The 23,681-nt window shown below is 62.8% G+C and carries 24 protein-coding genes, 1 tRNA gene, 1 pseudogene and 1 riboswitch; of the genes and pseudogenes, 16 read left to right on the forward strand and 10 right to left on the reverse strand.

Annotated features, from left to right (window positions below):
* Nucleotides 1-2: 2 nt before the first annotated feature.
* Nucleotides 3-353 (reverse strand): annotated as a pseudogene (locus ABI796_RS03785) (polyketide cyclase); the annotation flags it as partial.
* Between the two features lie 33 nt (nt 354-386).
* On the opposite strand from ABI796_RS03785, the gene ABI796_RS03790 reads away from it, so the two are divergent.
* From ABI796_RS03790 to ABI796_RS03805, 4 genes are all read left to right on the forward strand, one after another.
* The gene (locus tag ABI796_RS03790) at nt 387-1,529 is read left to right on the forward strand and encodes an RHS repeat-associated core domain-containing protein (protein ID WP_344763603.1); all 1,143 of its coding nucleotides are present in this window, start codon (nt 387-389) and stop codon (nt 1,527-1,529) included.
* Nucleotides 1,523-1,948: a hypothetical protein gene (locus tag ABI796_RS03795; protein ID WP_141286742.1), complete on the forward strand. Its 426-nt coding sequence runs from the start codon at nt 1,523-1,525 to the stop codon at nt 1,946-1,948. The genes ABI796_RS03790 and ABI796_RS03795 overlap by 7 nt, the downstream gene beginning before the upstream one ends.
* 217 nt (nt 1,949-2,165) lie before the next feature.
* Entirely contained in the window at nt 2,166-2,549 is a 384-nt protein-coding gene (locus ABI796_RS03800) for an RHS repeat-associated core domain-containing protein (protein WP_344763604.1), read from the forward strand.
* Nucleotides 2,550-2,627: 78 nt separating this feature from the next.
* A complete protein-coding gene (locus ABI796_RS03805) occupies nt 2,628-2,939 on the forward strand; it encodes a hypothetical protein (protein ID WP_141285475.1) in 312 nt (103 codons plus the stop codon).
* 235 nt (nt 2,940-3,174) lie between these two features.
* Here the strand turns inward: ABI796_RS03805 and ABI796_RS03810 are convergent.
* Nucleotides 3,175-3,264: transfer RNA gene (locus ABI796_RS03810), tRNA-Ser, on the reverse strand.
* Nucleotides 3,265-3,401: 137 nt separating this feature from the next.
* Between ABI796_RS03810 and ABI796_RS03815 the strand changes: the two genes are divergently transcribed.
* From ABI796_RS03815 to ABI796_RS03825, 3 genes are read left to right on the forward strand one after another with little or no spacing between them, the layout of a single operon-like run.
* Nucleotides 3,402-4,409 carry a zinc-binding alcohol dehydrogenase gene (locus ABI796_RS03815; RefSeq protein ID WP_141285477.1) on the forward strand — a complete coding sequence of 336 codons (1,008 nt, stop codon included), beginning with the start codon at nt 3,402-3,404 and terminating at the stop codon, nt 4,407-4,409.
* Nucleotides 4,410-4,412: 3 nt separating this feature from the next.
* Nucleotides 4,413-4,811 (forward strand): 6-carboxytetrahydropterin synthase, encoded by a 399-nt coding sequence (locus ABI796_RS03820; RefSeq protein ID WP_024819572.1) that lies wholly within the window; start codon nt 4,413-4,415, stop codon nt 4,809-4,811.
* 14 nt (nt 4,812-4,825) lie between these two features.
* The gene (locus tag ABI796_RS03825) at nt 4,826-5,872 is read left to right on the forward strand and encodes a glycosyltransferase family 4 protein (RefSeq protein WP_141285479.1); all 1,047 of its coding nucleotides are present in this window, start codon (nt 4,826-4,828) and stop codon (nt 5,870-5,872) included.
* Here the strand turns inward: ABI796_RS03825 and ABI796_RS03830 are convergent.
* On the reverse strand, nt 5,838-6,350 hold the full coding sequence (locus ABI796_RS03830) for a nucleoside deaminase (RefSeq protein ID WP_141285481.1): 513 nt from the start codon (nt 6,348-6,350) through the stop codon (nt 5,838-5,840). The genes ABI796_RS03825 and ABI796_RS03830 overlap by 35 nt on opposite strands.
* 22 nt (nt 6,351-6,372) lie before the next feature.
* On the opposite strand from ABI796_RS03830, the gene upp reads away from it, so the two are divergent.
* The 4 genes from upp to ABI796_RS03850 all read left to right on the forward strand — a co-directional run bounded on the left by upp (nt 6,373) and on the right by ABI796_RS03850 (nt 9,650).
* Entirely contained in the window at nt 6,373-7,008 is a 636-nt protein-coding gene (gene upp, locus ABI796_RS03835) for a uracil phosphoribosyltransferase (RefSeq protein WP_017198151.1), read from the forward strand.
* Between the two features lie 46 nt (nt 7,009-7,054).
* On the forward strand, nt 7,055-7,432 hold the full coding sequence (locus ABI796_RS03840; RefSeq protein WP_141285483.1) for a glyoxalase superfamily protein: 378 nt from the start codon (nt 7,055-7,057) through the stop codon (nt 7,430-7,432).
* A 45-nt stretch (nt 7,433-7,477) separates the two neighbouring features.
* Nucleotides 7,478-8,197, forward strand: coding sequence for an HAD-IA family hydrolase (locus ABI796_RS03845; protein WP_141285485.1), 720 nt, complete (start codon nt 7,478-7,480; stop codon nt 8,195-8,197).
* 61 nt (nt 8,198-8,258) lie between these two features.
* Nucleotides 8,259-9,650, forward strand: a complete 1,392-nt coding sequence (locus ABI796_RS03850) for an aminotransferase class V-fold PLP-dependent enzyme (RefSeq protein ID WP_141285487.1) — start codon at nt 8,259-8,261, stop codon at nt 9,648-9,650.
* Nucleotides 9,651-9,746: 96 nt separating this feature from the next.
* On the opposite strand, the gene ABI796_RS03855 is transcribed toward ABI796_RS03850, so the two are convergent.
* The 3 genes from ABI796_RS03855 to ABI796_RS03865 form a co-directional block, all read right to left on the reverse strand.
* Entirely contained in the window at nt 9,747-10,598 is an 852-nt protein-coding gene (locus tag ABI796_RS03855; protein WP_141285489.1) for a hypothetical protein, read from the reverse strand.
* 3 nt (nt 10,599-10,601) lie between these two features.
* A riboswitch (cyclic di-AMP (ydaO/yuaA leader) is annotated at nt 10,602-10,787 on the reverse strand.
* A 76-nt stretch (nt 10,788-10,863) separates the two neighbouring features.
* Nucleotides 10,864-12,396 carry a HAMP domain-containing sensor histidine kinase gene (locus tag ABI796_RS03860; protein ID WP_141285491.1) on the reverse strand — a complete coding sequence of 511 codons (1,533 nt, stop codon included), beginning with the start codon at nt 12,394-12,396 and terminating at the stop codon, nt 10,864-10,866.
* A gap of 3 nt (nt 12,397-12,399) precedes the next feature.
* On the reverse strand, nt 12,400-13,140 hold the full coding sequence (locus ABI796_RS03865) for a response regulator transcription factor (protein ID WP_141285493.1): 741 nt from the start codon (nt 13,138-13,140) through the stop codon (nt 12,400-12,402).
* A gap of 642 nt (nt 13,141-13,782) precedes the next feature.
* Here ABI796_RS03865 and ABI796_RS03870 point away from each other — a divergent pair.
* Together ABI796_RS03870 and ABI796_RS03875 are read left to right on the forward strand one after the other, a co-directional pair.
* Complete coding sequence (locus tag ABI796_RS03870; RefSeq protein WP_141285495.1) at nt 13,783-14,649, forward strand: winged helix-turn-helix domain-containing protein; 867 nt, start codon at nt 13,783-13,785, stop codon at nt 14,647-14,649.
* 202 nt (nt 14,650-14,851) lie between these two features.
* Nucleotides 14,852-15,376 (forward strand): SixA phosphatase family protein, encoded by a 525-nt coding sequence (locus ABI796_RS03875; RefSeq protein WP_141285497.1) that lies wholly within the window; start codon nt 14,852-14,854, stop codon nt 15,374-15,376.
* Nucleotides 15,377-15,422: 46 nt separating this feature from the next.
* Here ABI796_RS03875 and ABI796_RS03880 read toward each other — a convergent pair whose 3' ends face one another.
* Together ABI796_RS03880 and ABI796_RS03885 are read right to left on the reverse strand one after the other, a co-directional pair.
* Entirely contained in the window at nt 15,423-15,749 is a 327-nt protein-coding gene (locus ABI796_RS03880) for a hypothetical protein (protein ID WP_246095868.1), read from the reverse strand.
* A 125-nt stretch (nt 15,750-15,874) separates the two neighbouring features.
* Nucleotides 15,875-16,792 (reverse strand): LysR family transcriptional regulator, encoded by a 918-nt coding sequence (locus tag ABI796_RS03885; RefSeq protein ID WP_141285499.1) that lies wholly within the window; start codon nt 16,790-16,792, stop codon nt 15,875-15,877.
* A gap of 21 nt (nt 16,793-16,813) precedes the next feature.
* Between ABI796_RS03885 and ABI796_RS03890 the strand changes: the two genes are divergently transcribed.
* Nucleotides 16,814-17,779 carry an EamA family transporter gene (locus tag ABI796_RS03890; RefSeq protein WP_141285501.1) on the forward strand — a complete coding sequence of 322 codons (966 nt, stop codon included), beginning with the start codon at nt 16,814-16,816 and terminating at the stop codon, nt 17,777-17,779.
* Between the two features lie 43 nt (nt 17,780-17,822).
* On the opposite strand, the gene ABI796_RS03895 is transcribed toward ABI796_RS03890, so the two are convergent.
* Together ABI796_RS03895 and ABI796_RS03900 are read right to left on the reverse strand one after the other, a co-directional pair.
* On the reverse strand, nt 17,823-19,301 hold the full coding sequence (locus ABI796_RS03895; protein ID WP_141285503.1) for a gamma-aminobutyraldehyde dehydrogenase: 1,479 nt from the start codon (nt 19,299-19,301) through the stop codon (nt 17,823-17,825).
* Nucleotides 19,302-19,415: 114 nt separating this feature from the next.
* Nucleotides 19,416-20,096: a TetR/AcrR family transcriptional regulator gene (locus tag ABI796_RS03900; RefSeq protein WP_141285505.1), complete on the reverse strand. Its 681-nt coding sequence runs from the start codon at nt 20,094-20,096 to the stop codon at nt 19,416-19,418.
* 195 nt (nt 20,097-20,291) lie between these two features.
* On the opposite strand from ABI796_RS03900, the gene ABI796_RS03905 reads away from it, so the two are divergent.
* A complete protein-coding gene (locus ABI796_RS03905; protein ID WP_141285507.1) occupies nt 20,292-21,989 on the forward strand; it encodes an amidohydrolase in 1,698 nt (565 codons plus the stop codon).
* The gene (locus ABI796_RS03910) at nt 21,986-23,680 is read left to right on the forward strand and encodes an ABC transporter substrate-binding protein (protein ID WP_141285509.1); all 1,695 of its coding nucleotides are present in this window, start codon (nt 21,986-21,988) and stop codon (nt 23,678-23,680) included. The genes ABI796_RS03905 and ABI796_RS03910 overlap by 4 nt, the downstream gene beginning before the upstream one ends.
* The last annotated feature ends 1 nt before the right edge of the window (nt 23,681 follow it).

Consider the following 23,681-nt stretch of genomic DNA (forward strand, 5'->3'; position numbering starts at 1 on the left):
AGCTAACCCCTCAAGGACCTGACGAAGGTTGGTTTCGGCGGCTCGGGAACACTTGATGAGCCCGCGGGTGAACGCCGACGGCGAAGCTCAAGTTTCAGGCTCTCCTCACCGCGAGCCATGGCCCAGTGATGATTGGCAGAGAACGCCGGTTTGAACAACCAGCTCAGCCGACGAAGCAAAGGTTTGGATGCACTGACCCGCCAGTCGTAAGTGATCACAACTTCGGGGCCGTCAGTCTCGAAGGTCCAACGGCCTGTGCCGTTGAGATCCCCTGTGGCGGTGAGCGCGAAGCCGTCCAAGGTGACGGGTTCTGTGACTGTGAGCTGCCACTTGAGCGTGTAGGGGAGCCAGCCGGTATCGGCCTGACCGCAGGTGGCGGGATCGACATCGCCGGACTCGAATGGCTCGGCAAACGCGCCTACGACCCGGCCACCCGGGGGTTCCTCTCCACCGACCCCCTCGCCCCCGTCCTCGGCGCGGGCTGGGACGGCAACCCGTACTCGTACGCCGGAAACAACCCCCTCAACACCACGGACCCCACCGGCCTGCGGCCCCTGAGCGACGCTGACCTGAAAGCCTACGACGGCTCCTCCCGCGGCGCGTTCGCCGCAGCAGGAGACTGGTGGCACAAGAACAAGGAATATGTTGCCGGTGTTGCGATGGTGGCTGTCGGTGGTGCCCTCATGGCCAGCGGTGTTGGTGGGCCTGTTGGTTTGGCGTTGATCGGTGCGGGTGCTGACACGATTATCCAGAAAGCTACGACGGGCTCTGTGAACTGGGGTCAGGTGGCGTTGACGGGTGCTGTTGGTGTGGTGGCGGGGCCGTTGGCCGGGAAGGTCAGCAGTGCTGTGACGGCGGGGCTGGGTCGGGCGGGGACGGCGGTGAGTACGCAGTTGTTGCCGGCCATGGGCCGTGCGGGTTCTCTTGTCGCGTCGGGCGCGGCCCGGGCAGGGTCTGCGGTGTCGGCTGTGGGTTCGCGTGTTGGGACTGCGGTCACTGCGGGGGTGTCTCGTGTCAGTGCCGGTGCGGGAAGTTACTTGTCGCAGTTGTCGGCCCAGCAGATGGGCCGGGCCGCGCTGACCAATGGAATATCGGGGGGGCTGGGGAACACCGGGATGTACTTCGTTACGACTCCCCGGGATGAGAAAGACGGTTGGACTCTTCAGGGTATCGGCGGGGCTTTTGCCGAGGGCGCGCTCGGCGGTGCGATAAGTTCCCAGGGCGGCTACTTGGCAGATCCAATAAGAGGCCGTCTTTCAGCGGCAATTCCGTACGTCCTCGGGGCAGGAGGGGCTATGGCTGGAGGGGCCGCCGACCAAATGATTAACGGGGAAGAATACGACGGCTACGAAATGATCTTTGACGGCGCGGGTGGGGCGGCTCTTTCCCGCTTCCCTGGGGCCTCCGGCTTGGAGCCGAACCCTGGATGGATGACGCATTCCCTCGCCGCGTATGGTGGAGCCCACGCCGGGGCTATCGTTGAAAGCGTGAAATTCGTAGCTGAAGAGACCGGAGTGGTGCGATGGTGAAGGATGGCAAAGATTCCGGAGCAGGGGAAGATCCTTTGGGTGAGCTCACCGAGCAGGATCTGCTGTTGGGGAAGAAGGCCTCTAAATTCATTGACCTTATTTGCATTGCGGCACTCGTCGCCTGTATTGCGATCGCTCTCTTTATTTTCATGAATGTTCCGTGGGACACACGGATGCCGTATGACGGTAAGTACAACAGAAGCGGTAGTGGTATACCGATGCAGATCGCAATGCTTCCCTGCCCGGTAGTTCTCATTGGATTTTGGCGATCAGGGAAAAAAACTGATGCGCATCACATGGGCAAGGGATCGCGTATCGGCTTGTATATCCTCGGAACGGCGATCGTTGTTGCATGTGTCGTCGGCCAGTGGGTGATGGCGAGCGGGATCCTGACTGCAGGCGGCTACTTTGGGAGTTAGTATTCCTTTCCGTTCTCCGTGGGCGTGAGACTTTTAATCTTGGGTGTAACCGGAACTTCGGCTGTGATCGCTTTTCGGGTTTGCCGTTCGACACGTTGCTGAGTCTGCCTCGTGCGGTGGTCCGGTGAAAGCGGCAGGTTTCTGCCCCCGTCGCACCTCCGTCACCAGCCCGCACCAACGCGATCCGTAAGGGATCACCCTGACTGCCGGTGGCGGGATCGACAGTGCCGGGCTTGAATGGCTTGGTGCCAGGCCGTATGACCCGGCCACCCGGGGGTTCCTCTCCACCGACCCTCTCGTCCCCGTCCTCGGCGCGGGCTGGGACGGCAACCCGTACTCGTACGCCGGAAACAACCCCCTCAACACCACGGACCCCACCGGCCTGCGGCCCCTGAGCGACGCTGACCTGAAAGCCTACGACGGCTCCTCCCGCGGCGCGTTCGCCGCAGCAGGAGACTGGTGGCACAAGAACAAGGAATATGTTGCCGGTGTTGCGATGGTGGCTGTCGGTGGTGCCCTCATGGCCAGCGGTGTTGGTGGGCCTGTTGGTTTGGCGTTGATCGGTGCGGGTGGGTTCATGTGGAACGGCATTTCGCGATGAGTTCGAACGGCACGCCTCTCAAGGCCTACGCGACGAACTCAATAGCATGATCAATCGTGGAGAATTCAACATCCCTACGTGAACGCCGTGGAGACGATGGACGACGGCGGCTCGGACTGGCAGCGCGGCGGCGTCGGGCAGAGCCTTTGGTCGATCATGGTGGTCGATCCGGATCTGTGCCAAAAGCTACCCGGCGCTGTACGGATCTGCATGGAGGCAGGGCAGCTGCAGGCGGCACTCCGTCTGGTGATCTGCTACCAGTACCTGGCCGATGATCCGGTAGCCATCGTGGACGCGATGATGAAGGAGCACCCGACACTGGCGGAAGATGAGATGGCCGGATACCTCGTAGAACATGTGCATGAGTGGGGACGGCTCGACGTCTACTGAATGCCCAAACAGGCCTGCCTCTTGATGCCTCTCGGCCTGGCCGCGATAACCAAGGTGCGTGCCACATGTCTGGCGCACGCTGACGCCGACAGCGTGCCCGTCCCCGCCATGGCGTCGCCACCGTGAGAGTTTGGCCGTTCGTCAATTCTTGTCAGATCCTTGTCAGATCGCCTCTCCGACAAAGCAAAAAGGCCCCGCCTCCCTTATAAACAAAGGGAAGCAGGGCCTTTCTCATTGGCGGTGACGGTGGGATTTGAACCCACGTTGGCTTTTACACCAAACAACATTTCGAGTGTTGCACCTTCGGCCGCTCGGACACGTCACCAACTGAAATAGGCTACCCGAGATTGGCCCGGTTCCCCAAAACGAGCCCCTCTGCACCAACCCAAAAAGCAGGCGGCGGACCCATCAATCTACGCCAACTTCCGTCCACAGGTCCGCACCGATAGATTCGTAAGCATCATGACGATTTCGCAGGAACACGAACAAGAACACGAAGCCCGCGCCTACTGGGTCACCGAGAAGGGCGACGGTGAGCTGCGCTCCGAGACCATCGCCAAACCCCAAGAAGGCGAAGCCCTCGTCAGGACCCTGTACTCAGGTGTCAGCCGGGGCACGGAGCGCGTGGTCCACGAAGGCCGCGTCCCGGAACGCGTGGCTGACCTCATGCAGGCCCCGCACCAGGAAGGCGACTTCCCGGGCCCGGTGAAGTACGGCTACCTGAGCGTCGGGGTAGTGGAAGAAGGACCAGATGAATGGCGGGGAAAGACTGTGTTCAGCCTCCATCCGCACCAGGACTTCTTTATCCTCCCCACCAGCCAGCTCACGGCAATCCCCGAGGACGTCCCGGCCAAACGCGCCGTTCTCACGGGCATCGTCGAAGTTGCCATCAACGCCCTCTGGGAAGCCGGACCGAGGCTGGGAGACCGTGTCGCCGTCGTCGGTGGTGGTTTGGTGGGTGGCGTCCTGGCGACGCTCCTGCGGAAGTATCCGCTGGGCCGACTGCAGCTGGTGGATGCGGATCCGGAGAAGCGGACGCTGGCAGAAACCATCAACGTCGACTTCGCCGAACCAGAGAATGCAAAAAGCGACAACGACATCGTCTTCCACTGTTCCGCCTCCAACGAGGGCCTCAAGCTGAGCCTGCAATTGGCGGGTGACGATTCGGACGTCATCGAGCTTTCGTGGTTCGCCGACAAGGAAGTCACCCTGCCACTCGGCGAGGACTTCCACGCCCGCAGGCTGAACATCCGTTCCAGCCAGGTGGGTGCGGTCGCCCTGCCCAGAAGGCATCGCCGGAGTAACGCCGAGCGCCTTGAACAGGCGGCACACGAGCTCAAGGACCCGCTGTTCGACACCTTCCTGACCAGCGAATGCCAGTTCCAGAACTTGCCCACCACCCTCGTTAAATTGTTCGAACAGCCCGGCGGCTTCTGCCACGTGGTCGCCTACCCCACCCTGGAGGATTAGTACATGTTCAGCTTGACCGTCCGACGCCACTTCATGATTGCCCACAGCCTTCCCCGCGAAGCCTTCGGCCCGGCCCAAGGCCTGCACGGCGCCACGTTCGTGGCCGAGGTCACCTTCCGCCGCCCCAACGTCAACGACGACGCAATCGTCCTGGATATCGGTGCCGCCGGCGGCATCCTCGAGGAAGTACTCGCGGACCTGAACTACAAGAACCTGGACGAACACCCCGCTTTCAAGGGCAAGCTCTCCACCACAGAGGCGCTGGCCAAGCACATCGCTGACGCCATGGCTGCCCAAATCCAGGACACAGCCGATGGCCCGGCCCTCACCGGCATTGACGTGGTCCTCCGCGAAAACCCCGACGCTTGGGCAGGCTACTCGCTGGAACTCCCGGTCAAGTAAACCCGGTCAAGAAAGTGCGCATCCGCTTCCTGGTCCCGGGGAACGTCCGGCACGGCTCCGGCGGCAACAAGTACAACGCCAAGCTCGCCGAGCACCTGACCGCCTTGGGCGTCACCGTTGAGACAGTAACGGTCGACGGCGACTGGCCGGTCGGCAGCCGCGCGGACAGGATCCGTTTTGGTGAAGCGCTCGACGGCGGCACAACAGTAATTGCCGACGGACTGGTAGCCAGTGGGGCGCCGGAAGAGGTCGCCGGCGCCGCCGGTAAAGGAACCCAAGTGTGGATACTGTCCCACATGGCCTTGGCGGACCATCCCGGGCTTGAGGCCAAGGCGTTGGCTGGCGCCACGGGAATCATCTGCCCGAGTGCCCATGCCGCCGCTGGGTTGGAGGCACGCTACGGAAGCCTCAACGCGGTCATCGCCATTCCGGGCGCGGACAGTGCGGACATCGCTGCCGGCTCGGAGCCTCCGCACATTGTGGCTGTCGCGGCGTTGCTGCCCAACAAGTCCCAACTCGAACTAGTGGAAACCTTCGCAGGGATGCAGGACCTGGAATGGTCCGCAGCCCTCATCGGCTCGGAGAACGCTGACACGAGCTATGCCGCGGAGGTGAGGGCCGCCGTCGAGCGTTACGGGCTTGAGAACCGCATCAGCGTCACAGGCGAGCTGACCGGTAAACCGCTGGAGGACCAGTGGCACAAGGCCGACCTCAGCGTTCTTCTCTCCCGATCAGAATCCTTCGGAATGGTGGTCACGGAGTCGTTGGCCCACGGCGTTCCTGCGATTGTCCGGCAGGGGACCGGGGCAGTTGAAGCGCTCGGTACCAAAGAAGCAGGTGCAGCGCTGGACCTCGCCACCGGAGAGGAACCAGCCAAAACCCTCCGCCGCTGGCTTACCGATCAAGGGCTGCAACAAAGCTGGCGCAACAACGCCCTCCAAGCCCGCCAAGACCTCCAAGGTTGGGACACCACGGCCGCCACCGTCCTGAAGGCCCTCCAAAGCCCGCCAAATCAGGGCAGCCGAACTAGCCCAGCCGGTGAGTGGCGAAGAAATCCCTGAGCAAGGCTGCGCACTCGTCCTCCCGCACGCCCGCGTAAACCTCCACCCAGTGGTTGAGCCGGCGCTCGCGGAGGATATCGAACACGGAGCCCACGGCACCTGCCTTCTCATCCCACGCCCCAAACACAACTCGCGGAATCCTGGCCAGGACTATGGCTCCGGCACACATGGCGCACGGCTCCAGGGTGACCACCAAGGTGCAGTCCTCAAGGCGCCAACCGTCACCCGGGCCGCCCGCAGCCTGAGCGCGCTCCCGCAGAGAAGCGGCCGCCTGACGTATGGCCACCACCTCGGCATGGGCGGTGGGGTCCCCGTGCGCTTCGCGTTCGTTGCGCCCGGAACCCAGCACGCCGCCGTCGGGCCCCAAGACTACCGCGCCAATGGGGACGTCGTCAGTTTTCAACGCCAACCGGGCCTCGTCCAGGGCAAGGACCATCCAGGCCAGGTGATCTGCGTGGTACGGCTCGGTGGCGCTCATGTCTCAATGATAGTTTTGGGGGATGCGCACACTCGTCGTGGACCACCCGCTGGTCGCTCACAAGCTCACCGTTCTGCGGGATAAGAACACCCCTTCACCGGTCTTCCGGCAGCTCACTGAAGAACTCGTCACCCTCCTGGCCTATGAAGCCACCCGCGAGGTTAAGACGCAGCCAGTGGAAATCGAGACCCCCGTCACCACCACAATCGGCACGGCTTTCACCAAGCCCACCCCGTTGGTGGTCCCCATCCTGCGCGCGGGCCTTGGCATGCTTGAAGGCATGACCAAGCTGGTTCCCACCGCGGAGGTTGGCTTCCTGGGCATGGCCCGCGACGAAGAAACCCTGGACATCATCACCTACGCCGAGCGCCTCCCCGAGGACCTCACCGGCCGCCAGATCTTCGTCCTGGACCCCATGCTCGCCACCGGCGGCACCCTGCGCGAGGCCATCAAGTTCCTCTTCAAGCGTGGTGCCTCGGACGTAACGTGCATCTGCCTGCTGGCCGCCCCGGAGGGATTGTCCAAGCTGGAGGAAGAACTCTCGGACGCCAACGTGAAGATCGTCCTGGCCTCCATTGACGAGAAACTCAACGAAAAGTCCTACATCGTGCCAGGCCTGGGCGACGCCGGTGACCGCCTCTACGGCGTAGCGGGTTAAGAAAGCCCCCTACCGGTTTCTGATCCGTCCCGTTAGCCTGTGGCGCATGGACTGGAAACTTGAACTGGTATTTGTCCCTGTCTCCGATGTGGACCGCGCGAAGGATTTCTACGTCAACAAGGTTGGTTTCAACGCCGATTTTGATGAACGTCCCACTGACGGCATCCGCTTTGTGCAACTGACACCTCCGGGTTCTGCGTGTTCCATCGCTATCGGCGAGGGCCTCACGGACGCTCCTCCAGGTTCGGCGCCCAACCTGCAAGTGGTGGTGTCGGACATCAACAAGGCCCACGAGCACCTCAAGGCCAATGGTGTGGACGTCAGCGACGTTGACGTCCAGGACTGGGGCCACTTTGTCTACTTCGCCGATCCTGATGGCAACCAATGGGCGGTCCAGTACCTTCCGCAACGGCCCAACGGCTAAGTCACACTCAGCACCACCGGCTTCAGGGTGCGGCAGGATGGAACCATGAGCCATCCTGCCGAACCAGCCGCCCACACCGAATCTGCCTCCCAACCATCAGTGCTGACCGTCCGTGCCGTCCTCTTTGACATGGACGGCACGCTGGTGGATTCAACGGCGATTGTTGAACAGGTGTGGCTCGAGTTCGCCGAGCGCTACGGCCTGGATTTCAGCGAAATTCTGCGCACTTCACACGGTGTCCAAGCCGGCGACACTGTCCGCCGGTACGCGCCGGCCGGCTCTGACATTGAAGCTCTCACCGCCGAGCTCGGTGAAATGGAACGATCCCGTACGGATGGCGTGATCGCCCTTCCCGGCGCCGAAGCCCTGTTGGCGGGTCTACCTGACGACGCCATTGCGTTGGTCACCTCCGCGGACCGGATTCTTGCGGAGATCCGTATGCAGGCGGCGGGGCTCACCATGCCCTCCACCGCGGTTACCGCTGAGTCCGTCACCCGCGGCAAGCCGCATCCGGAGGGTTACCTCAAGGCAGCCGCGCTGCTGGGAGCCGATCCGGCCGACGTCGTTGTTTTCGAAGACGCACCCGCAGGCATTGCTGCCGCCCGCGCGGCAGGGATGCGGACTGTGGTGGTGGGCGAGGCCGCTGCAGGGCACAACGCGGAGCTGGAGCAGGGCATGTGGCGGATCCCGGACTACTCGGCAGTGACGGTCACCGTTGTGAAGGATCACGACGGCGGGCACCTCCTCACGCTGAACCTACCGTGACGCTGAGCCAGCCGTAGCCGAACTACTTTTCCCAGCGATGAACCCGGCGTAGGCTGTGCGCATGTCTGCGATGCCGGAGGCGTACGGTGCTGCATTGGAGCGGGCCATGGTCCACGCCGGTGACTGGCTGTCGTCTGTGCCCACACGTTCTGTCCGCCCGTCTTCTGACGCCGATCAGGTAGCCAAGAGCATCCTGCAGCGCCTCCCGGATGAAGCCACTGATGCCGCCGAAGTAGTGGATGAGCTTGCGGCGCTGGCCGAGCCGGGCTTGATGGCGATTCAGTCCGGACGCTTCTTTGGATGGGTCATGGGCGGAACCCTGCCCGCCGCCATGGCTGCCGATTGGCTTGTCTCCGCGTGGGACCAGAACAACGGGCTCCGATTCGCCACACCTTCCGCTGCTGCCATTGAAGAATCTGCCGCCGCATGGCTGTTGGACCTTTTGCATCTGCCGGCCACGGCCGACGTTGGATTCACCACCGGCGCTACTACCGCCAACTTCGTGGGTCTGGCAGCGGGGCGGCAGTATTTGATGGACGAGGCCGGCTGGGATCTTGAAGCGTTGGGCCTCAGCGGAGCACCGCGGATCACGGTCTTCGCAGGCCGTGAAAGGCACGCCTCAGTGGATCTCGCCCTGCGGTACCTCGGCCTGGGTGCGTGTGTTCCGGTAGACGCCGATCACGAAGGCAGGATTCTTCCCGACGCCCTGGCCGAGGCCATGGATCAGCAAACCGGCCCATCCTTGGTAAGTCTGCAAGCGGGCAACCTCCATTCCGGGGCCTTTGATCCCATGAGGGAAGCCATAGCCGTGGCCCATGATCGGGGCGCTTGGGTGCACGTGGACGGCGCTTTTGGTTTGTGGGCCGCTGTCAGCCCAACGCTGCGGGGGCGACTGGCCGGCCTGGAGGACGCTGATTCGTGGGCAACGGATGCGCATAAAACCCTGAACGTCCCTTACGACTGTGGCCTGGCCATTGTGGCCCGCCCCGAAGCCTTGCGGCGGGCTTTCAGCGTGCACACCAGTTACCTGATTGCCACTGATGCCGGGCCGGGGGACCCCTTTGAGAAGGTTCCCGAGATGTCCCGCCGTGCCCGCGGAATACCGGTGTGGGCCGCACTCAGGCAATTGGGCCGTGACGGAGTGATTGCCATGGTGGACCGCTTGGCTGCAAACGCACGCGCCCTGGCTGAAGGGCTGGCTGCGATTCCCGGCGTGGAAGTCCTCAATGATGTGGTGTTTACGCAGGTCTCGGTGAGCTTCGGCAGTGATGACCGCACGCACCGGGTAACCCAGCGGCTCATGGCCGAAGGGGCTGTGTGGATGTCCGGTTCGTCATGGCGCGGCCGGGAAATCCTCCGTATCTCCGTGAGCAACTGGACCACGGATGCCGGCGATGTTGCTGCGTCCATCGCCGCAGTGCGTGGCGCGCTGGAGGCCGAACCGGAGGCGTAGCTGTGAAACGGCAAAAGCCGCGCCCGTTTCCGCTTTCCGCATCAGTGGGTACTGGGGCGGGCAGCGGCAACGGGCGCGGCTTTCAAACAGTCTGGTTTAGTACCAGTTGTTGGCCAAGTGGAAACCAAGGGCAGCTGACGGGGATCCGTAGCGTTCCTTGATGTAGTTCAGGCCCCACTTGATCTGGGTCTGGTAGTTGGTTTGCCAGTCAGCACCAGCTGAGGCCATCTTGCCGGCCGGCAGGGACTGGACGATTCCGTAGGCGCCGCTGGAAGCGTTCGTGGCAGTGGTCCTCCAGTTGGATTCCTTCTCCCACAGGGTGTTCAAAGCGGTCATCTCGGCAGCGCTCCAGCCGTAGTTGCCCAGGATGCTCGCGGCATAGGCCTTGGCAGCAGCGGGGTCGTCAACAGCCTTGGGGGCGGCAGCAGCAGCTGCGGCTTCCGCGGCGGCAGCGGCAGCAGCGGCGTCGGCGGCTTGCTTGGCAGCAGCGTCAGCAGCCGCCTTTTCAGCGGCAGCCTGGTCAGCTGCAGCCTTCTCCGCTGCGGCCTGTGCGGCAGCGGCCTGGTCAGCGGCCGCCTTCTCTGCGGCTGCCTTTTCTGCAGCTGCCTTCGCGGCAGCGTCGGCAGTTGCCCTGTCAGCTGCGCCCTTTTCAGCGGCAGCATTCAGGGAAGCGGAGATCTCGGCCGACTTGTTGGGGCTGACCTGCGCGGCGGCCTGCGTTCCGGCTACCCGGCTCGCCTCGGGGAGGGTCAGGGCAGCGTTTGCGGCCGTGCCCAGCGATGCAACGCCCAGTGCAGCGGCTACAACACCGGCAACAACGGACATGCGGTGGCCGGACTTGCCCTGGCGGGCTGCGTTCTTGAGGACGTTCTGCGACTTGCCGTGCGGTGCGTTGATATCGTCGCGGTGACGCGCGGAAGGGCGCGTCTGATCGTTAAGTTCAGACATGTGTGATTACCTCTCAGCGCCTGCGGAGTTAGCTGTCGGGTTCGGATGAGGTCATCCGGCCGCGCATCACGCTGCGGCTTCACCCCAAGGACCGGCCAAAAGGCCTGGCCCGGAGACTCTGGGTCCCCCGTCTCTGCCTCGGAGAAAGAACGGACTCCGGGAAGTGGCAGAGCTCGGCGCATCCCGGATGTGGGCCTGCTTGGGGCGACCCACCCTTTCGACGGTACAGGAGGTTTTCGCAGAAGTCACATTTAGGTAACAGAGATCACGACGCCGGTGAGTCGCCTTGCCGGTTCTGCCCCAAGTCTCCGGTGGATGCGGGTGGGAGCCGAAGCGCGAACTCAGTGAGCCCCGGCCGTGAGGTCACCTCCACGCTACCGCCATGCGCCAACACGATCGATTCCACAATGGACAAGCCCAGTCCGGACGTGCCCTCAGTGCCTGAGCGGGCTGCGTCGGCGCGGGCAAAACGGGAGAAGATCCGGCCCTGGAATTCGTCCGGGATTCCGGGCCCGTTATCCGTCACCGTGACCACGGCGCTGCCATCGGCGGACAGCGTGACGCCCGTGCTCACCGTGGTGCCGGGGTCCGTGTGCTTGCGGGCGTTGGACAGCAAATTGGCCAGCACCTGGTGAAGTTGAGTGGCATCTCCGCGCACCGTAACGGGCTCGTCGGGGAGTTGCAGCCGCCACACGTGCTCCGGTGCCATGACTTTCTCGTCACTGACAGTCTCGATCACCAACTGGGTGAGATCCACGTCCTCCACCTTCAGGGGCTGGCCCTCGTCCAACCGGGCCAGCAGGAGAAGATCTTCCACCAGGGTGGTCATGCGCTCTGATTGGCTTTGCATGCGCGCCAAGGACTTCCGGCCATCCTCGGTGAAATCCTCCGTCATCCGCAGCAGCTCGGTGTAACCCCTGATGGCCGTCAGGGGAGTCCGCAGCTCATGGGACGCGTCCGCCACGAACTGGCGCACTCTGGTTTCGCTTTTCTGGCGGGCTTCCAGGGCGCTCGCAACGTTGTTCAGCATTTGGTTCAGTGCATAGCCAACGCTGCCCACTTCAGTTCCGGGATGAGAGGCCGACGGCGGTACGCGCACCGCGAGTGCCACTTCACCGGCGTCGAGGGGTAGCCGCGAAACCTTGGTGGCCACTTCGGAGAGCTGCTCCAGGGGCCGCATGGTCCGCCGGATGATGACCGTCCCCACGAGGCCGATGATGACCAGCCCGCCCAGCGATACCAGAACCATGGTCCACACCAGGGAAGCTTGGGCACTCTGCTTGTCCGCCAGCGGCAGCCCCGTCACGATCACATCGCCATACGAGGTTTCCACTGCCACCAAACGGTAATCACCGTTGGACAGGGACCGGTCCACAGGCGGGCGGTCCGTGGGGAGCGAGAGAAGAACCTGTTCGTCCCCGGCTGAGAGGGAGACGCGGTTGCCTTGGGCGTCAATCAGGCCCGAGCTGCGCACTGCAGTGCCGTCGATCCTCGCATTGAGCGTTCCCGCGGCCTGGCCGCGCGCTTCCAGCGGATCCGGTCTTCCGGACGGCGCATTGGGAAAGTTCGACGGCGGCCTGCCGAAGTCTTCGGCCCGGGTGGACGCCTGCTCCAGCTGCCTGTCCAGCTGCCTGTTGAACACCATCTCCATGGATGCGTAGCTGACCACTCCCACGGCAGCGCAGATGGCCACAAGCAGGGCCATGGCTACCAGGACCAGCCGGGTTCGCAAGTGCCACGTGGACGGGTTGAGCCAACTGCGGCCGGATGTCCGGGTCACCCGTGAAAGTGTGCTCAAGGCCTAGTCCGCTGGCTTGATGACGTATCCCGCGCCACGGATGGTGTGGATCATGGGCGGATGGTGGGCTTCGATTTTCTTGCGCAAGTAGGAAATGTACAGCTCCACGATGTTGGCTTGGCCGCCGAAATCGTAGTCCCACACGCGGTCAAGGATCTGTGCTTTGCTGATCACCCGTTTGGGGTTCTCCATGAGGTAGCGCAAAAGCTCAAACTGTGTGGCGGTGAGCGGGATGTCCTCGCCGGCCCGGGTGACTTCGCGGGTATCCACGTTCAGTGTCAGATCGCCCACAACAAGCTCAGCTGTGTCCATGGCGGCAACACCGGAGCGCTGGACCAGGCGGTGGAGCCGCAGGAGGACTTCTTCCATGCTGAAAGGTTTGGTCACGTAGTCATCACCACCGGCAGCGAGCCCAACGATCCGGTCCTGCACGGCATCCTTGGCCGTGAGGAACAACGCGGGAACTTCCGGAGCGAAGCTGCGGATGCGGTTGAGGACCTCCACGCCATCGAAGCCCGGGAGCATGACGTCCAGCACCAGGACGTCAGGGCGGAAATCCTTGGCCAGCTTCACAGCTGCCGGTCCGTCGGCGGCTACGGCCACGGACCATCCCGCCATGCGCAGGCCCATGCTCATGAGCTCGGCGAGGCTGGGTTCATCGTCCACCACCAGGGCGCGGATGGGGGAACCGTCCGGGTGGGACAGCTGGGGGAGATTGTTGGTCATGGAATGCGGGGAGGCCATGGGTCAACTCTCTGTTCTGCCGGTATGCCGGCGCTTTGCCGGTCCTGTGAGGATGCTGTGAAGTCAACATTAGCGAGACAGGGGTGGCGGGACACGCGAGCTGTTTCTACCGCTTGTAGCAGAATTTTCCGAAAAATTTGTTCAGCGAGGCCGCTCTCGATTGGACAACAAATGTTTCAGATCGTGAGATTCCGCGGTGGGGCTGTTCGTGTGGATGAAGGCGCACATCATGCCCGAATGGTCGAAGAAAATTCAGAAAAAGGCGAATATTTCTCGTCCAACCCGAATGAAATGCCATTCATTTACGGGCACGACGGAATTGTGATTTGCAGCACAATAGACCCCTGTGTCTCAAAATGTGGACGGTTCGGCGCTTTGTTACTTGCGTGTTGCCTTTGTTACGTTGCACACTTCCAATGTGAACAAGAACTCAACAGCACCTGCAGCCGCAGCAACCTGGTCCAGCACACCCGCTGGCCATGATGACCGCTGTTGTCGAATGCAAGCCTAACTTTCCACCCCAAGAAGTTTCAGGCATTCGCCCCCTAGCCCAGCGTTGGGCGCCCCTCCCCAAACTCATTGCGGGGACAACCAGCATTCGAAGCCGCGATGACGGCTATTCACCATTGAGGTAAGCACTCCATGTCAGTTGCATCTGGATACGTCCACATCTCCGTCCGTAACGCCAACAAGGCCGCGTCAAACGCAGGGCTTCGCCCCGGCTTCGGCAACCGCCCGGGCTACTCTCCGGCTCCTCAAGGGGCCGGGCAGCAGGCTCCCGGTTACGTGCCGCAGGGCTACAACCCCAACTCCTATGGCCAGTTGCGGGCAGTCCCCGCAGCAGAGCCGGCCCCCATGACGGCACCCACTCCTGTGATTGCCCAGTCGGACAAGCTCCGCCCGGTTGCCAACGACAACGTGGCCCGCGGATTCGTCCTCTACATGGGTATTGACGAAGAAACTGCAGCCGCTGCAGGAACGTCCATTGCCAAGCTTGCCCAGGAGATCCGGGCCTACGCCCAGTCCCTGGTGACCGGCGCGGAAAGCTACGCGGCCGTGGCAGTTGCCCCCGCCGGGGCACCCGGGTCCGCACTCGACGTCGTGCGTTCCACCTTCGGCGACCCCACGGTCGCCGCACGCCAGCGCACCGAAGCTGCCCGCCCCACGCCCCAGCAGGAATCCCGCCCCTCCGGCGTGCTGATCGACCTCGCCCGGCGCGAAGTGCACCTGGACGGCGAATCGCTGAACCTGACGTTCAAGGAATTCGAACTCCTCAACTACCTCGTCGAAAACGGCACCCGCACCGTGGGTCGCGATGAACTGCTTGAGGGCCTGTGGCGCAACGCTGAAGAGGTGCCCAACGAGCGCACCATCGACGTTCACATCCGGCGCCTCCGCTCCAAGCTGGGCCGCCTTGCCAACACCGTCCGCACGGTCCGTGGCCAGGGCTACCGTTTCTACGAGCACCCCGAGGTCATCGTCTGGGCCGCTCCGGAATACTCGATCTAGCTCTTAGTAGCTGCCATAGCGCCCGTCTCCGTGAGGAGGCGGGCGCTTTTCGCTTTCGCGGAACCATCCCTTGGCGCCTGCGCTCATTCTTCGCGCGACAACGGCGCTTGCTGGATGTTCCGCTGCGCTTCAGCGCCACCACAACGGAGGAGTTGCTCGCGGCACCAGTGAGCATGTGCCTCCGCGGCTATAGGGTTGGGTTATGAGTGACCATCACATTAAGCGCCTGGTGATCATGCGGCACGCCAAGGCTGATTGGCCTACCGGTGTGCCCGATCATGAGCGTCCCCTGGAGGAGCGCGGGCATCGGGAGGCTCCGCTGGCCGGTAAATGGTTGGTCCAGCAAGGTGTGGTGCCGGATTTCATCCTGTGCTCGTCAGCGTTGAGGACCCGGCAGACCTGCACCTGGGTATGCGACGAACTGGGTGACAAAGCTCCGACGCCCAAACTTGAGGACGGCCTGTACTCCGCCTCTGCCAACCGTATGCTGACGGTCATCAACCATGTCCCGGACACGGTGACCACGCTAATGGTCATCTCGCACATGCCCGGCGTCCAGGATCTCGCCATGCATTTGGCCTCCCGCGACTCTGACCATGATGCCTACATGGACGCTGCCACCAGATACCCAACGAGTGCGTTGACGGTGTTGGAGACGGAAAAGCCGTGGGCTGAGCTGGATGGGCAGGACGCCCGGCTGACGCATTTCACAGTGCCCCGCCACTAGCCCAACTAACTGGCGTTAGTGGTTGTTTCGGGGCCCTGAACAACCACTATTGCGAGCTGCTTGGATCCCCGTATGCCAGTTGCGGCATGCACATGCAGCGGATCTCAAATACGGGCAGACCTGCAGCTTCTTCGCCGTGCCCTGTTGCCACGAGGTATTCGCCGTCGAACATGTACACGGGCAACTGGGGTGCCATGTGTTGGTTGTAGCGGCTGGGATAAACCCATTGTCCGCGGATGTCGAACGCCGGAAGTGCGTAGGGATCGCGCCGATTGTGGGCGCTGGGATACAGTCCGTCGTCGATCATGATGTAACTCACCAGGCCATACGTGTGGTGGTGGTTCATGTCCGTGGGAAAGAGGATTGCTTCCACGTGCGGGCCCCTTCGAGGAGTTGACGGCCGCACTCCGGAATTGTGCGGCAGCTGGGTAAGGTTAGCCTAAGCTAACAGGCATCCCGGCGTCGAATGTTCCTCAGCGTGACATTGATCGCTCCCGTTCAGCCGGAGGGCAGCGCCAGCCCGCCGGATATCTCCCGAAGCATCCCTACGGCCATCCGGATGTTGGGGCTCGCGGTCATCGTCTTCCGGTAGACCACGCCCACGGATCGTTGCTGCACGGGGTTGATCACCGGGATGGCCACCACATTGCCTGGCAGCGGGGGCCTGCCGAGCCTCGGAACCAGTGCTACAGCCACCCCCTGCTCCACCATGGCTATGTGGGTGGAGAAATCGGGATCATAGATGCGGATGTCAGGGACCTTGCCCAGTCCCGCGAAAATTTGCAGCAGGGCTTCATTGCAGATGGCGCCGGCAGGGGTGCTGATCCAGGTCTCCTCGAGCAAGTCTTCACGCTCGACGCTGGCGCGACCGGACAGTGGGTGGGTGCTGTTGAGGAGCACATCGGCTTGGTCGATGCAAAGATCCTCCAGCACCAGGTTCTCCGGGATCACCAGAGGCACAGAGTTCCAGTTGTGGACCACTGCCAATTCAGCTTCGCCGGTGGCAACCCGCTGCACCGCCTCACGCGGATCCTCGGCCAGAACAGTGACGTTCAAGGCCGGGTGTTCGCTGGACATGCGCCCGAGCATGGGCCCCACCAGGCCGCGGCACGCCGTAGAAAAGGCAACCAACCTCAGCAGGCCGGACGGTTTGCTGGGATCGGCCAGCAGGGTAGCCTGCAGTTCTTCAAGCTCGCCCATGATCCGCCGGCCATAGCCGGCCAAAGCCAGGCCTCGCTCCGTGAGAAGCACCCCACGGCCGTTGCGTTCGAGGACTATGACGCCGGTTTGTTTCTCGAGTTTCTTGATCTGCTGTGACACCGCCGACGGGCTGAAGCCCATGACATCCGATGCTGCAACAACAGAACCGTGGAGCTCAACAGCCACCAATGCCCGCAGTGCCGAGATATCAATCATGAAGCAAATCTACGCTGTTCCATGTTGAATTCAACGCTGGTGCTTCAACCAGTTAAGGATCAGAGTGTACTTGTGAACCTTCGCCACTCTGCCCTAGCCGTTGTAGTTGCTGTCCTCTGGGGCATCAATTTCGTTGCCATTGACCTTGGCCTGCACACTAACGGCAGGGAAGTCCCCCCGCTCCTTTTCGTCGCCATGCGCTTCATGCTGGTCGTGTTTCCTTTCATCCTGTTCATCCGCAAACCGGAGGTGGGCTGGAAGGCGATCATCGGCGTCGGGCTCTTCATGAGTGCCGGCCAGTTCGGTCTCTTGTATTTGGGCATGGCACTTGGCATGCCGGCGGGATTGGCATCGCTGGTCCTGCAGGCGCAGGTTCTGTTCACCATTGTGATTGCAGCGAGAGTCCTCGGTGAACGGCCTAGCCGCCGCCAAATGGCTGGGGTGGTGCTTGGCGTTGCCGGCCTGGGAGTGGTGGCATGGGGCCGTAGTGCCGTGGCACCCGTCCTTCCGCTCATGATCGTCCTGGCCGCGGCGTTGTCCTGGGCCGTGGGTAACGTTGTGGCCCGGCACTCCAAAGCTGCCTCCGGCCTGGGCCTGGTGGTGTGGTCCGGCGCGGTGGTTCCGGTTCCGCTGGCTGGGTTGTCGCTGGTGGTGGACGGGCCGGGCGCTGTGTGGGCCACCCTCACCGACCTGCAGCCCGCCACCATCCTGAGCGCCATCTACACGGCCGTGTTCGCGTCTTTGATTGGCTACGGCATCTGGAACCGGCTGTTGTCGCTGTACCCGAGTTCCGACGTCGTGCCCTTCACGCTTTTGGTCCCCGTGGTGGGGATGACGGCGGCCTGGCTGGTCCTCAACGAGATTCCCACGCTGACCGAAATTCTCGGAGGACTGATTCTTCTCCTGGGAGTTGCCACCGCAGTACTCGGTGCCGGACGCAAAATCCGTCCCCAAACTCCCGTTGTGAGGCCCGCTCTGCGGCTCTAAATCCCCCGCAAGCGCGCAGAGCGGGCCCCACAACGCAGGGAAATCAGCGCAAGGTGAAGATGGTCCGGTGCCAGTCCTTCCGGGCCACGCCCTCCAGCTCGATCATCACATGCTTCACCTGCGTGTACTCCTCAAAGGAGTAGGCGGACATGTCCTTGCCGAAGCCGGACTGCTTGAAGCCACCGTGGGGCATCTCGGAAATGATCGGGATATGGTCGTTGACCCAAACGCAGCCTGCTTTGATGTCGCGGGTGGCGCGCATTGCCCGCTGGAGGTTGTTCGTCCACGCCGAGGCAGCCAGCCCGTAAACGGTGTCGTTGGCCAGGTGGATCGCTTCGTCGTCGGTATCGAAGGGGAGAACCACGAGGACCGGGCCAAACACCTCGTCCTTGACGATTTCCGAGTCAGGCGCCGCGTCCACCACTAGCGTGGGCCGGTAGAAGGCACCGTTTTCCAACCCACCATCGGTTGGAGCGTAACCGCCCGCCAACACCTTGCTGTAGCTCCGGGCTCGCTCCACCATTGCCGCCACGTGATCCCGCTGCTTGAAGGAGACCAGGGGGCCGAGGTCCGCATCGGTATCTCCGGGCGCGCCCAGGACGATCCCGTCAAAGCGGGCTGCCACCTTCGCAACGAATTCCTCATACACGCTCCGGTGCACAATGGCCCGTGTTGCAGCGGTGCAGTCCTGGCCCGTGTTGATCAGTGAGCCGGCCACGGCGCCGTGCACCGCGGCATCCAGATCGGCGTCGTCGAACACTATGAAGGGGGCCTTGCCGCCCAACTCGAGGTGCACGCGCTTGGCGTTCACGGCAGCAGCTTCCAGCACGGTGCGTCCAACGGCGGTAGAGCCCGTGAAGGACACCATGTCCACATCCGGATGCCGCATCAACGCTGCCCCAACAGTGGCGCCGTCGCCCACCACCACGTTCACCACGCCGTCGGGCAGTCCCGCATCACTGAGCGCTTGGGCGAACATCAGGGACGTGAGCGGGGTGATCTCCGCGGGCTTGAGGACAATGGTGTTACCGGCCGCGATGGCCGGGAGGATCTTCCACGCCGCCATTTGCAGTGGGTAGTTCCACGGGGCAATGGATCCCACCACGCCAATGGATTCGCGGCGTATGGAAGAGGTGTGCTGCGGCGAGTACTCGGCTGTTGCTTTGCCTTCAAGGTGCCGTGCAGCTCCGGCGAAGAAGTCTATGTTGTCAATGGTCCCGGGGACGTCGAACTCCCTGGTCAGGCGCCAAGGTTTGCCCGTCTGTAAACTCTCAACCCGGGCGAATTCCTCCGCGCGGGCCTCCATGATCCGGGCGAACTTTTGCAGGATCCCGGCGCGTTCTCCCGGGGCTGTCCGGGACCAACCCGGGAACGCTGAACGGGCAGCTGCCACGGCGGAGTCCAGATCATCCAGCGAGGCCAGTCCCACCGTTTCCACCACCTCCGAGGTGGCCGGGTTGATGACGTCCAGGCTGTTTCCCGAGGTGCCGGACTGCAGTTTTCCGTTGATGAACTGGTGCATGAGGGTACCGTGCTTTCCCTGCCGGGCGTCGCTGCCGGGGCAGTGCTGAAGGAACGACGCCGGATGGTGGCGTCGTGTGGGGGAGTGCGGGTTGGTTGCCGGCCGGGCCGCCGCTCAGGCGGGCTTGCTGCTTTCCCGCTCGGCGCTGTCCAGGATGGCGGCCAGGCCAGCCTGGAATGCTTTGAGGGAGTCCAGGTTCTGCAGTGCTGCGTGGTGTTTCTCAAGGAGCGGGTGGCCGGTGATGCGCGTGAAAACCCGGGGGCTGATCCAGGGATCGTGGCCCTCGGAGTCCGGTAGCCGCTGGATTTCCACTGCGATTCCGGCACCGAGTGCAAGGGTGTAGCTCTCCAGGGCAGCGTAGTAATGCACCACCCGGTCCTCTGCCAGCCCCGCATCGGTGAGGCATTGCAGAACAAACTCGATCGCTTTCAACTCGCCGGGGCCGTAGGTGTCCGTGGCGAATGATTCGCTCCCCACGGACGGGTGCTGCATAAAGGCCTTGAGGAGTTCATTGAGGTAGGCCTCAAGCCGGGCCCGCCAGTGGTGGTCCCGTGCGGTTTTCAGCGTGCGCTCAACGGACATCATGAACAACTGGTCCAGTGCTGCCCTGACAATTGCGTCGCGGTTGCGGAAGTGGCGGTAAACGGCGGTGGCATCCACCTCGAGTTCCTGTCCCAACCGGCGGACAGTGAGCCGTTCCCCGAGCTCCTGGCTCGAGATCCGCAGGACGGCATCAATGATGGTGGCGGGGTCCAGGCGTGTACGGCGGTCTGTTGACTGTGCTGGCTGCACCATCAGTTGTCCACCTTCCCTGCGTCCCCGGTTGAATATCAACCTACATGATTCATGGCCGCCTCCTTTCACGTTCACGTCAACTTTCCAGGTCCAGTCAAAGACTTTGTCAGCACTGATGTCAACACTGTTGACTTAATTGTGATCCGGCTCATAGTCTGTCTGCGAGAGTTGAATTTCCCACGAAAGGACTCCACTGTGCACGCAGAGATTTTGTTTGAGAACGGATGGGTGTACACCGGCAACGACGCCGGACCCCTCCGAGCAAACCTTGCAATAGCCAAAGGCCGGATCATCGCCGTAGGCCAACCCGAAGACGTGAACCGAACCGTCACCCCGGAGACAACCAGGGTGGACCTGGACGGCCAACTGGTGATCCCCGGATTCCAGGACGCCCATATTCACCCCATCTTTGCCGGGATCGAACTGCTCCAATGCGATCTCACCCAGGCCCGGAGCGCCGAAGAAGCCGTGGCAGCCGTGGCCCGCTACGCCGCAGATAACCCTGACGAGCCATGGATTTCAGGTGCCGGGTGGTCCATGGATTTCTTCCCGGGCGGCACTCCCACACGGCAATTGCTGGACGCCGTGGTGCCGGACCGGCCCGTCTACCTCATCAACCGGGACCATCACGGTGCTTGGGCCAACACGGCAGCTTTCGCGGCTGCGGGAATCAGCGCAGACACCCCTGATCCCGAGGGCGGCCGGCTGGAACGCGAAGAGGACGGGACCCCGGCCGGCACGGTTCATGAAGGCGCCATGGACCTGTTCAACGCAGCCAAACCGCCGGTGCCCTACGAGTTGGCGTACCGGGGCCTCCTGGCATCCCAACAACTGCTCCTGGCGCAAGGAATTACCGCCTGGCAGGACGCCTGGGTTCCCATTCCGGAAGGCGGGCATGCCGATCATTTGAACGTTTACACGGATGCAGTGAAGGCCGGGGATCTCAAAGTCCGCGTCACCGCATGCCAATGGTGGGACCGTACAGCTGGCATGGGCCAACTGCAGGAAATCGTGGAACGCCGGGATAGGGTGGCCGGCACTTTCGATCACCAGACACTCAACGCCAACACCGTCAAAGTCATGGTGGATGGAGTGGCAGAGAATTACACCGCCGCCATGCACCACGTCTACCTGGACCACCACGGCCACCCAACAGAGAACCGTGGCATCGAATTCTTCGCACCCGATGAGCTGAAAGAATTCGTTACCGCGATCGACGCCTCGGGCATGCAGGTTCACTTCCACGCACTGGGCGACCGCGCCGTGACCGACGCCTTGGACGCGCTGGAGGCAGCACGGGATACCAACGGAGTTAATGACAACAGGCACCACCTGGCCCACCTCCAACTAGTCAGAAGCGAGGATGTTCCCCGTTTTGCCGCACTGAATGCAGCGGCCAACGTTCAAGCTCTCTGGGCATGCCACGAAGAGCAAATGGACACCCTGACCCTCCCATTCCTTGAGCCCGGTGCCGAAGACAGGCATTACCCCTTCGGTGAACTGGCCTCGGCGGGCGCCCGTTTGGTGGCGGGCAGCGACTGGCCGGTCTCAACGGCGGACCCCATCGCAGCCATGCACGTGGCAGTCAACCGCGCAGCACCGGAGGAGGACCTGCCCCCGCTCGGTCCCGAATCGCAGAAACTCAGCGTCAAGCAGATCCTGGACGCCTACACGCACGGCTCCGCCTGGATCAACCACCTGGACGCTGAGACGGGAACGTTGGAACCGGGAAAACTCGCAGACCTCGCCGTCCTGAACCTGAACATCTTTGACCTCCCTGCACAGGAACTGCACCGCGCGGAGGTGACGCAGACGTGGATTGGGGGCGAATGCGTCTATGACCGCTCCCACACCGGAAACACTGAAACCCTGCCCGTTCCGGTGATGCCATGAGACCCCCAACAACGCCACCTGCGTACGGTACCGTGCGCTCCAAACAGCGGACGACGCCGTCGCGCATCACCGCGGTTGCTGCGGCCGCCGTCGTGGCCGGCTTGGTCCTGGGCGGCTGCGGTGTTCGGCCCGCCGGCGTGACGGACTCCGCAGGCGGTGCCAAGTTCACCATGTCCGACTCCACGCCGGCCCCAACCAAGGAGATCGATAACTTCAACTGGGCCATGTACGCCGAGCCGTTCTCCCTGGACTATGCGTATGCCTTCGACTACCCGGACAACACTGTCCTGTCCAACGTGTGCGAGTCACTGTTCCGCTGGAACGCGGACCTCTCCACCTCGCCGGGACTGGCCACCCGCGTGGAGAACCCGGATCCGCTGACCTGGATTTACACCATCCGGGAGGGCGTGAAGTTTCACGACGGCAGCGAGATGACAGCTGACGATGTTGTGGCATCCCTGAGCCGCCATCTGGACCCTGAGGTGGGCTCCTTCTGGGCCTCCGCCTACCAAAACGTGGAGACGATCCAGAAGACCGGCGACTTTGAGGTCACCGTGACCATGACCCGGCCGGACTACGTGTTCAACAGTTCCCTGGTGGGTGCCACAGGTGTGGTGGAGTCCGCCAAAACGCTGGAAGCCGCGGGCAAGGACTACGGCAACTCCAGCACCGGCGTGAACTGCACAGGGCCTTTCCGCTTTGACCAGTGGGAAGCCGGGGAAAGCATCACGCTCAAACGGTTCGAGGACTACTGGGACCCGGAACTCAAAGCCAAATCCGGGCAAGTGACCTTCAAGATGCTGCCCGATGCCACCTCGCGGATCAACGCCTTCCAGACCGGCGAAATAGACGGAGGTTTCGCCATCCCGTCCAACGCCATGGACATCCTGAAAGCCAGCAAGGACGCCGGTTCACTGTACTTCGGTGCCGATACGTCGGTGCAAAGCCTGGTCTTCAGCAACCTGGCCGGCACCTTCAAGGACGTACGGGTCCGCAAGGCGCTGATGATGGCCATCAACCGTGAAGCCCTGATCAAGGCCGCCGAACAGGGCTATGCGAAGAAGACGGACGCGTTGACCACCAAGAGTGTGTGGACGGACGTGCCGCCGCAGACCACTGACGAGGCTTTCGCCACCCTGCCCTCCACGCCCTATGACTTGGAGGAAGCCAGGAAGCTCATCAAGGAAGCCGGGGCCGAGGGCAGCAAGTTCGTCTTCGCCACCGCCTCACTGAACGCAGCTTTCGACATCACGGCACGCGCCATTGCGTCCGCTGCGAAGGAAATTGGCCTGGAGCCCGAAATCCAGACCATGTCCAACGACAAATACACCACTCTCTTCTCCGACCCCGAGGCCCGCAAGAACGTAGACCTGCTGGTGACCTCCTGGTACCTCTCCAGCACCGAACCCCTGGAAATGTACAGCGTGCTCCGCACCGGCGATTTCAGCAACTACGGCGGCTGGAGCAATGCGGAATTCGATGACCTGGTCAACACCGCGTACACCGTGCAGGACCCCGAGGCCCGCGGCAAGCTCACGGGCAAGGCCGCCGCACTGGCAGCCGAGGACGTGGTGTGGGGGCCGCTCTATGAAACCGTCACGTCAATGTGGCTGGGCAAGCGCATCACCGGAGCGGACCCCTCCATCAATTACATGTACTTCCCGTGGGCAGCCCAGATAGGAGGCCGCTGAC

This window comes from Paenarthrobacter aurescens, assembly GCF_041549525.1.
GTDB lineage: Bacteria > Actinomycetota > Actinomycetes > Actinomycetales > Micrococcaceae > Arthrobacter > Arthrobacter aurescens.

Bases quoted from the DNA above. Each gene is read 5' to 3' on its own strand.
- ABI796_RS03795 (WP_141286742.1), top strand. From the start codon at position 1,523: ATGGTGAAGGATGGCAAAGATTCCGGAGCAGGGGAAGATCCTTTGGGT.
- ABI796_RS03815 (WP_141285477.1), top strand. From the start codon at position 3,402: ATGACGATTTCGCAGGAACACGAACAAGAACACGAAGCCCGCGCCTAC.
- ABI796_RS03820 (WP_024819572.1), top strand. From the start codon at position 4,413: ATGTTCAGCTTGACCGTCCGACGCCACTTCATGATTGCCCACAGCCTT.
- ABI796_RS03830 (WP_141285481.1), bottom strand. From the start codon at position 6,350: ATGAGCGCCACCGAGCCGTACCACGCAGATCACCTGGCCTGGATGGTC.
- upp (WP_017198151.1), top strand. From the start codon at position 6,373: ATGCGCACACTCGTCGTGGACCACCCGCTGGTCGCTCACAAGCTCACC.
- ABI796_RS03840 (WP_141285483.1), top strand. From the start codon at position 7,055: ATGGACTGGAAACTTGAACTGGTATTTGTCCCTGTCTCCGATGTGGAC.
- ABI796_RS03845 (WP_141285485.1), top strand. From the start codon at position 7,478: ATGAGCCATCCTGCCGAACCAGCCGCCCACACCGAATCTGCCTCCCAA.
- ABI796_RS03850 (WP_141285487.1), top strand. From the start codon at position 8,259: ATGTCTGCGATGCCGGAGGCGTACGGTGCTGCATTGGAGCGGGCCATG.
- ABI796_RS03855 (WP_141285489.1), bottom strand. From the start codon at position 10,598: ATGTCTGAACTTAACGATCAGACGCGCCCTTCCGCGCGTCACCGCGAC.
- ABI796_RS03865 (WP_141285493.1), bottom strand. From the start codon at position 13,140: ATGGCCTCCCCGCATTCCATGACCAACAATCTCCCCCAGCTGTCCCAC.
- ABI796_RS03870 (WP_141285495.1), top strand. From the start codon at position 13,783: ATGTCAGTTGCATCTGGATACGTCCACATCTCCGTCCGTAACGCCAAC.
- ABI796_RS03875 (WP_141285497.1), top strand. From the start codon at position 14,852: ATGAGTGACCATCACATTAAGCGCCTGGTGATCATGCGGCACGCCAAG.
- ABI796_RS03885 (WP_141285499.1), bottom strand. From the start codon at position 16,792: ATGATTGATATCTCGGCACTGCGGGCATTGGTGGCTGTTGAGCTCCAC.
- ABI796_RS03890 (WP_141285501.1), top strand. From the start codon at position 16,814: ATGTTGAATTCAACGCTGGTGCTTCAACCAGTTAAGGATCAGAGTGTA.
- ABI796_RS03895 (WP_141285503.1), bottom strand. From the start codon at position 19,301: ATGCACCAGTTCATCAACGGAAAACTGCAGTCCGGCACCTCGGGAAAC.
- ABI796_RS03900 (WP_141285505.1), bottom strand. From the start codon at position 20,096: ATGGTGCAGCCAGCACAGTCAACAGACCGCCGTACACGCCTGGACCCC.
- ABI796_RS03910 (WP_141285509.1), top strand. From the start codon at position 21,986: ATGAGACCCCCAACAACGCCACCTGCGTACGGTACCGTGCGCTCCAAA.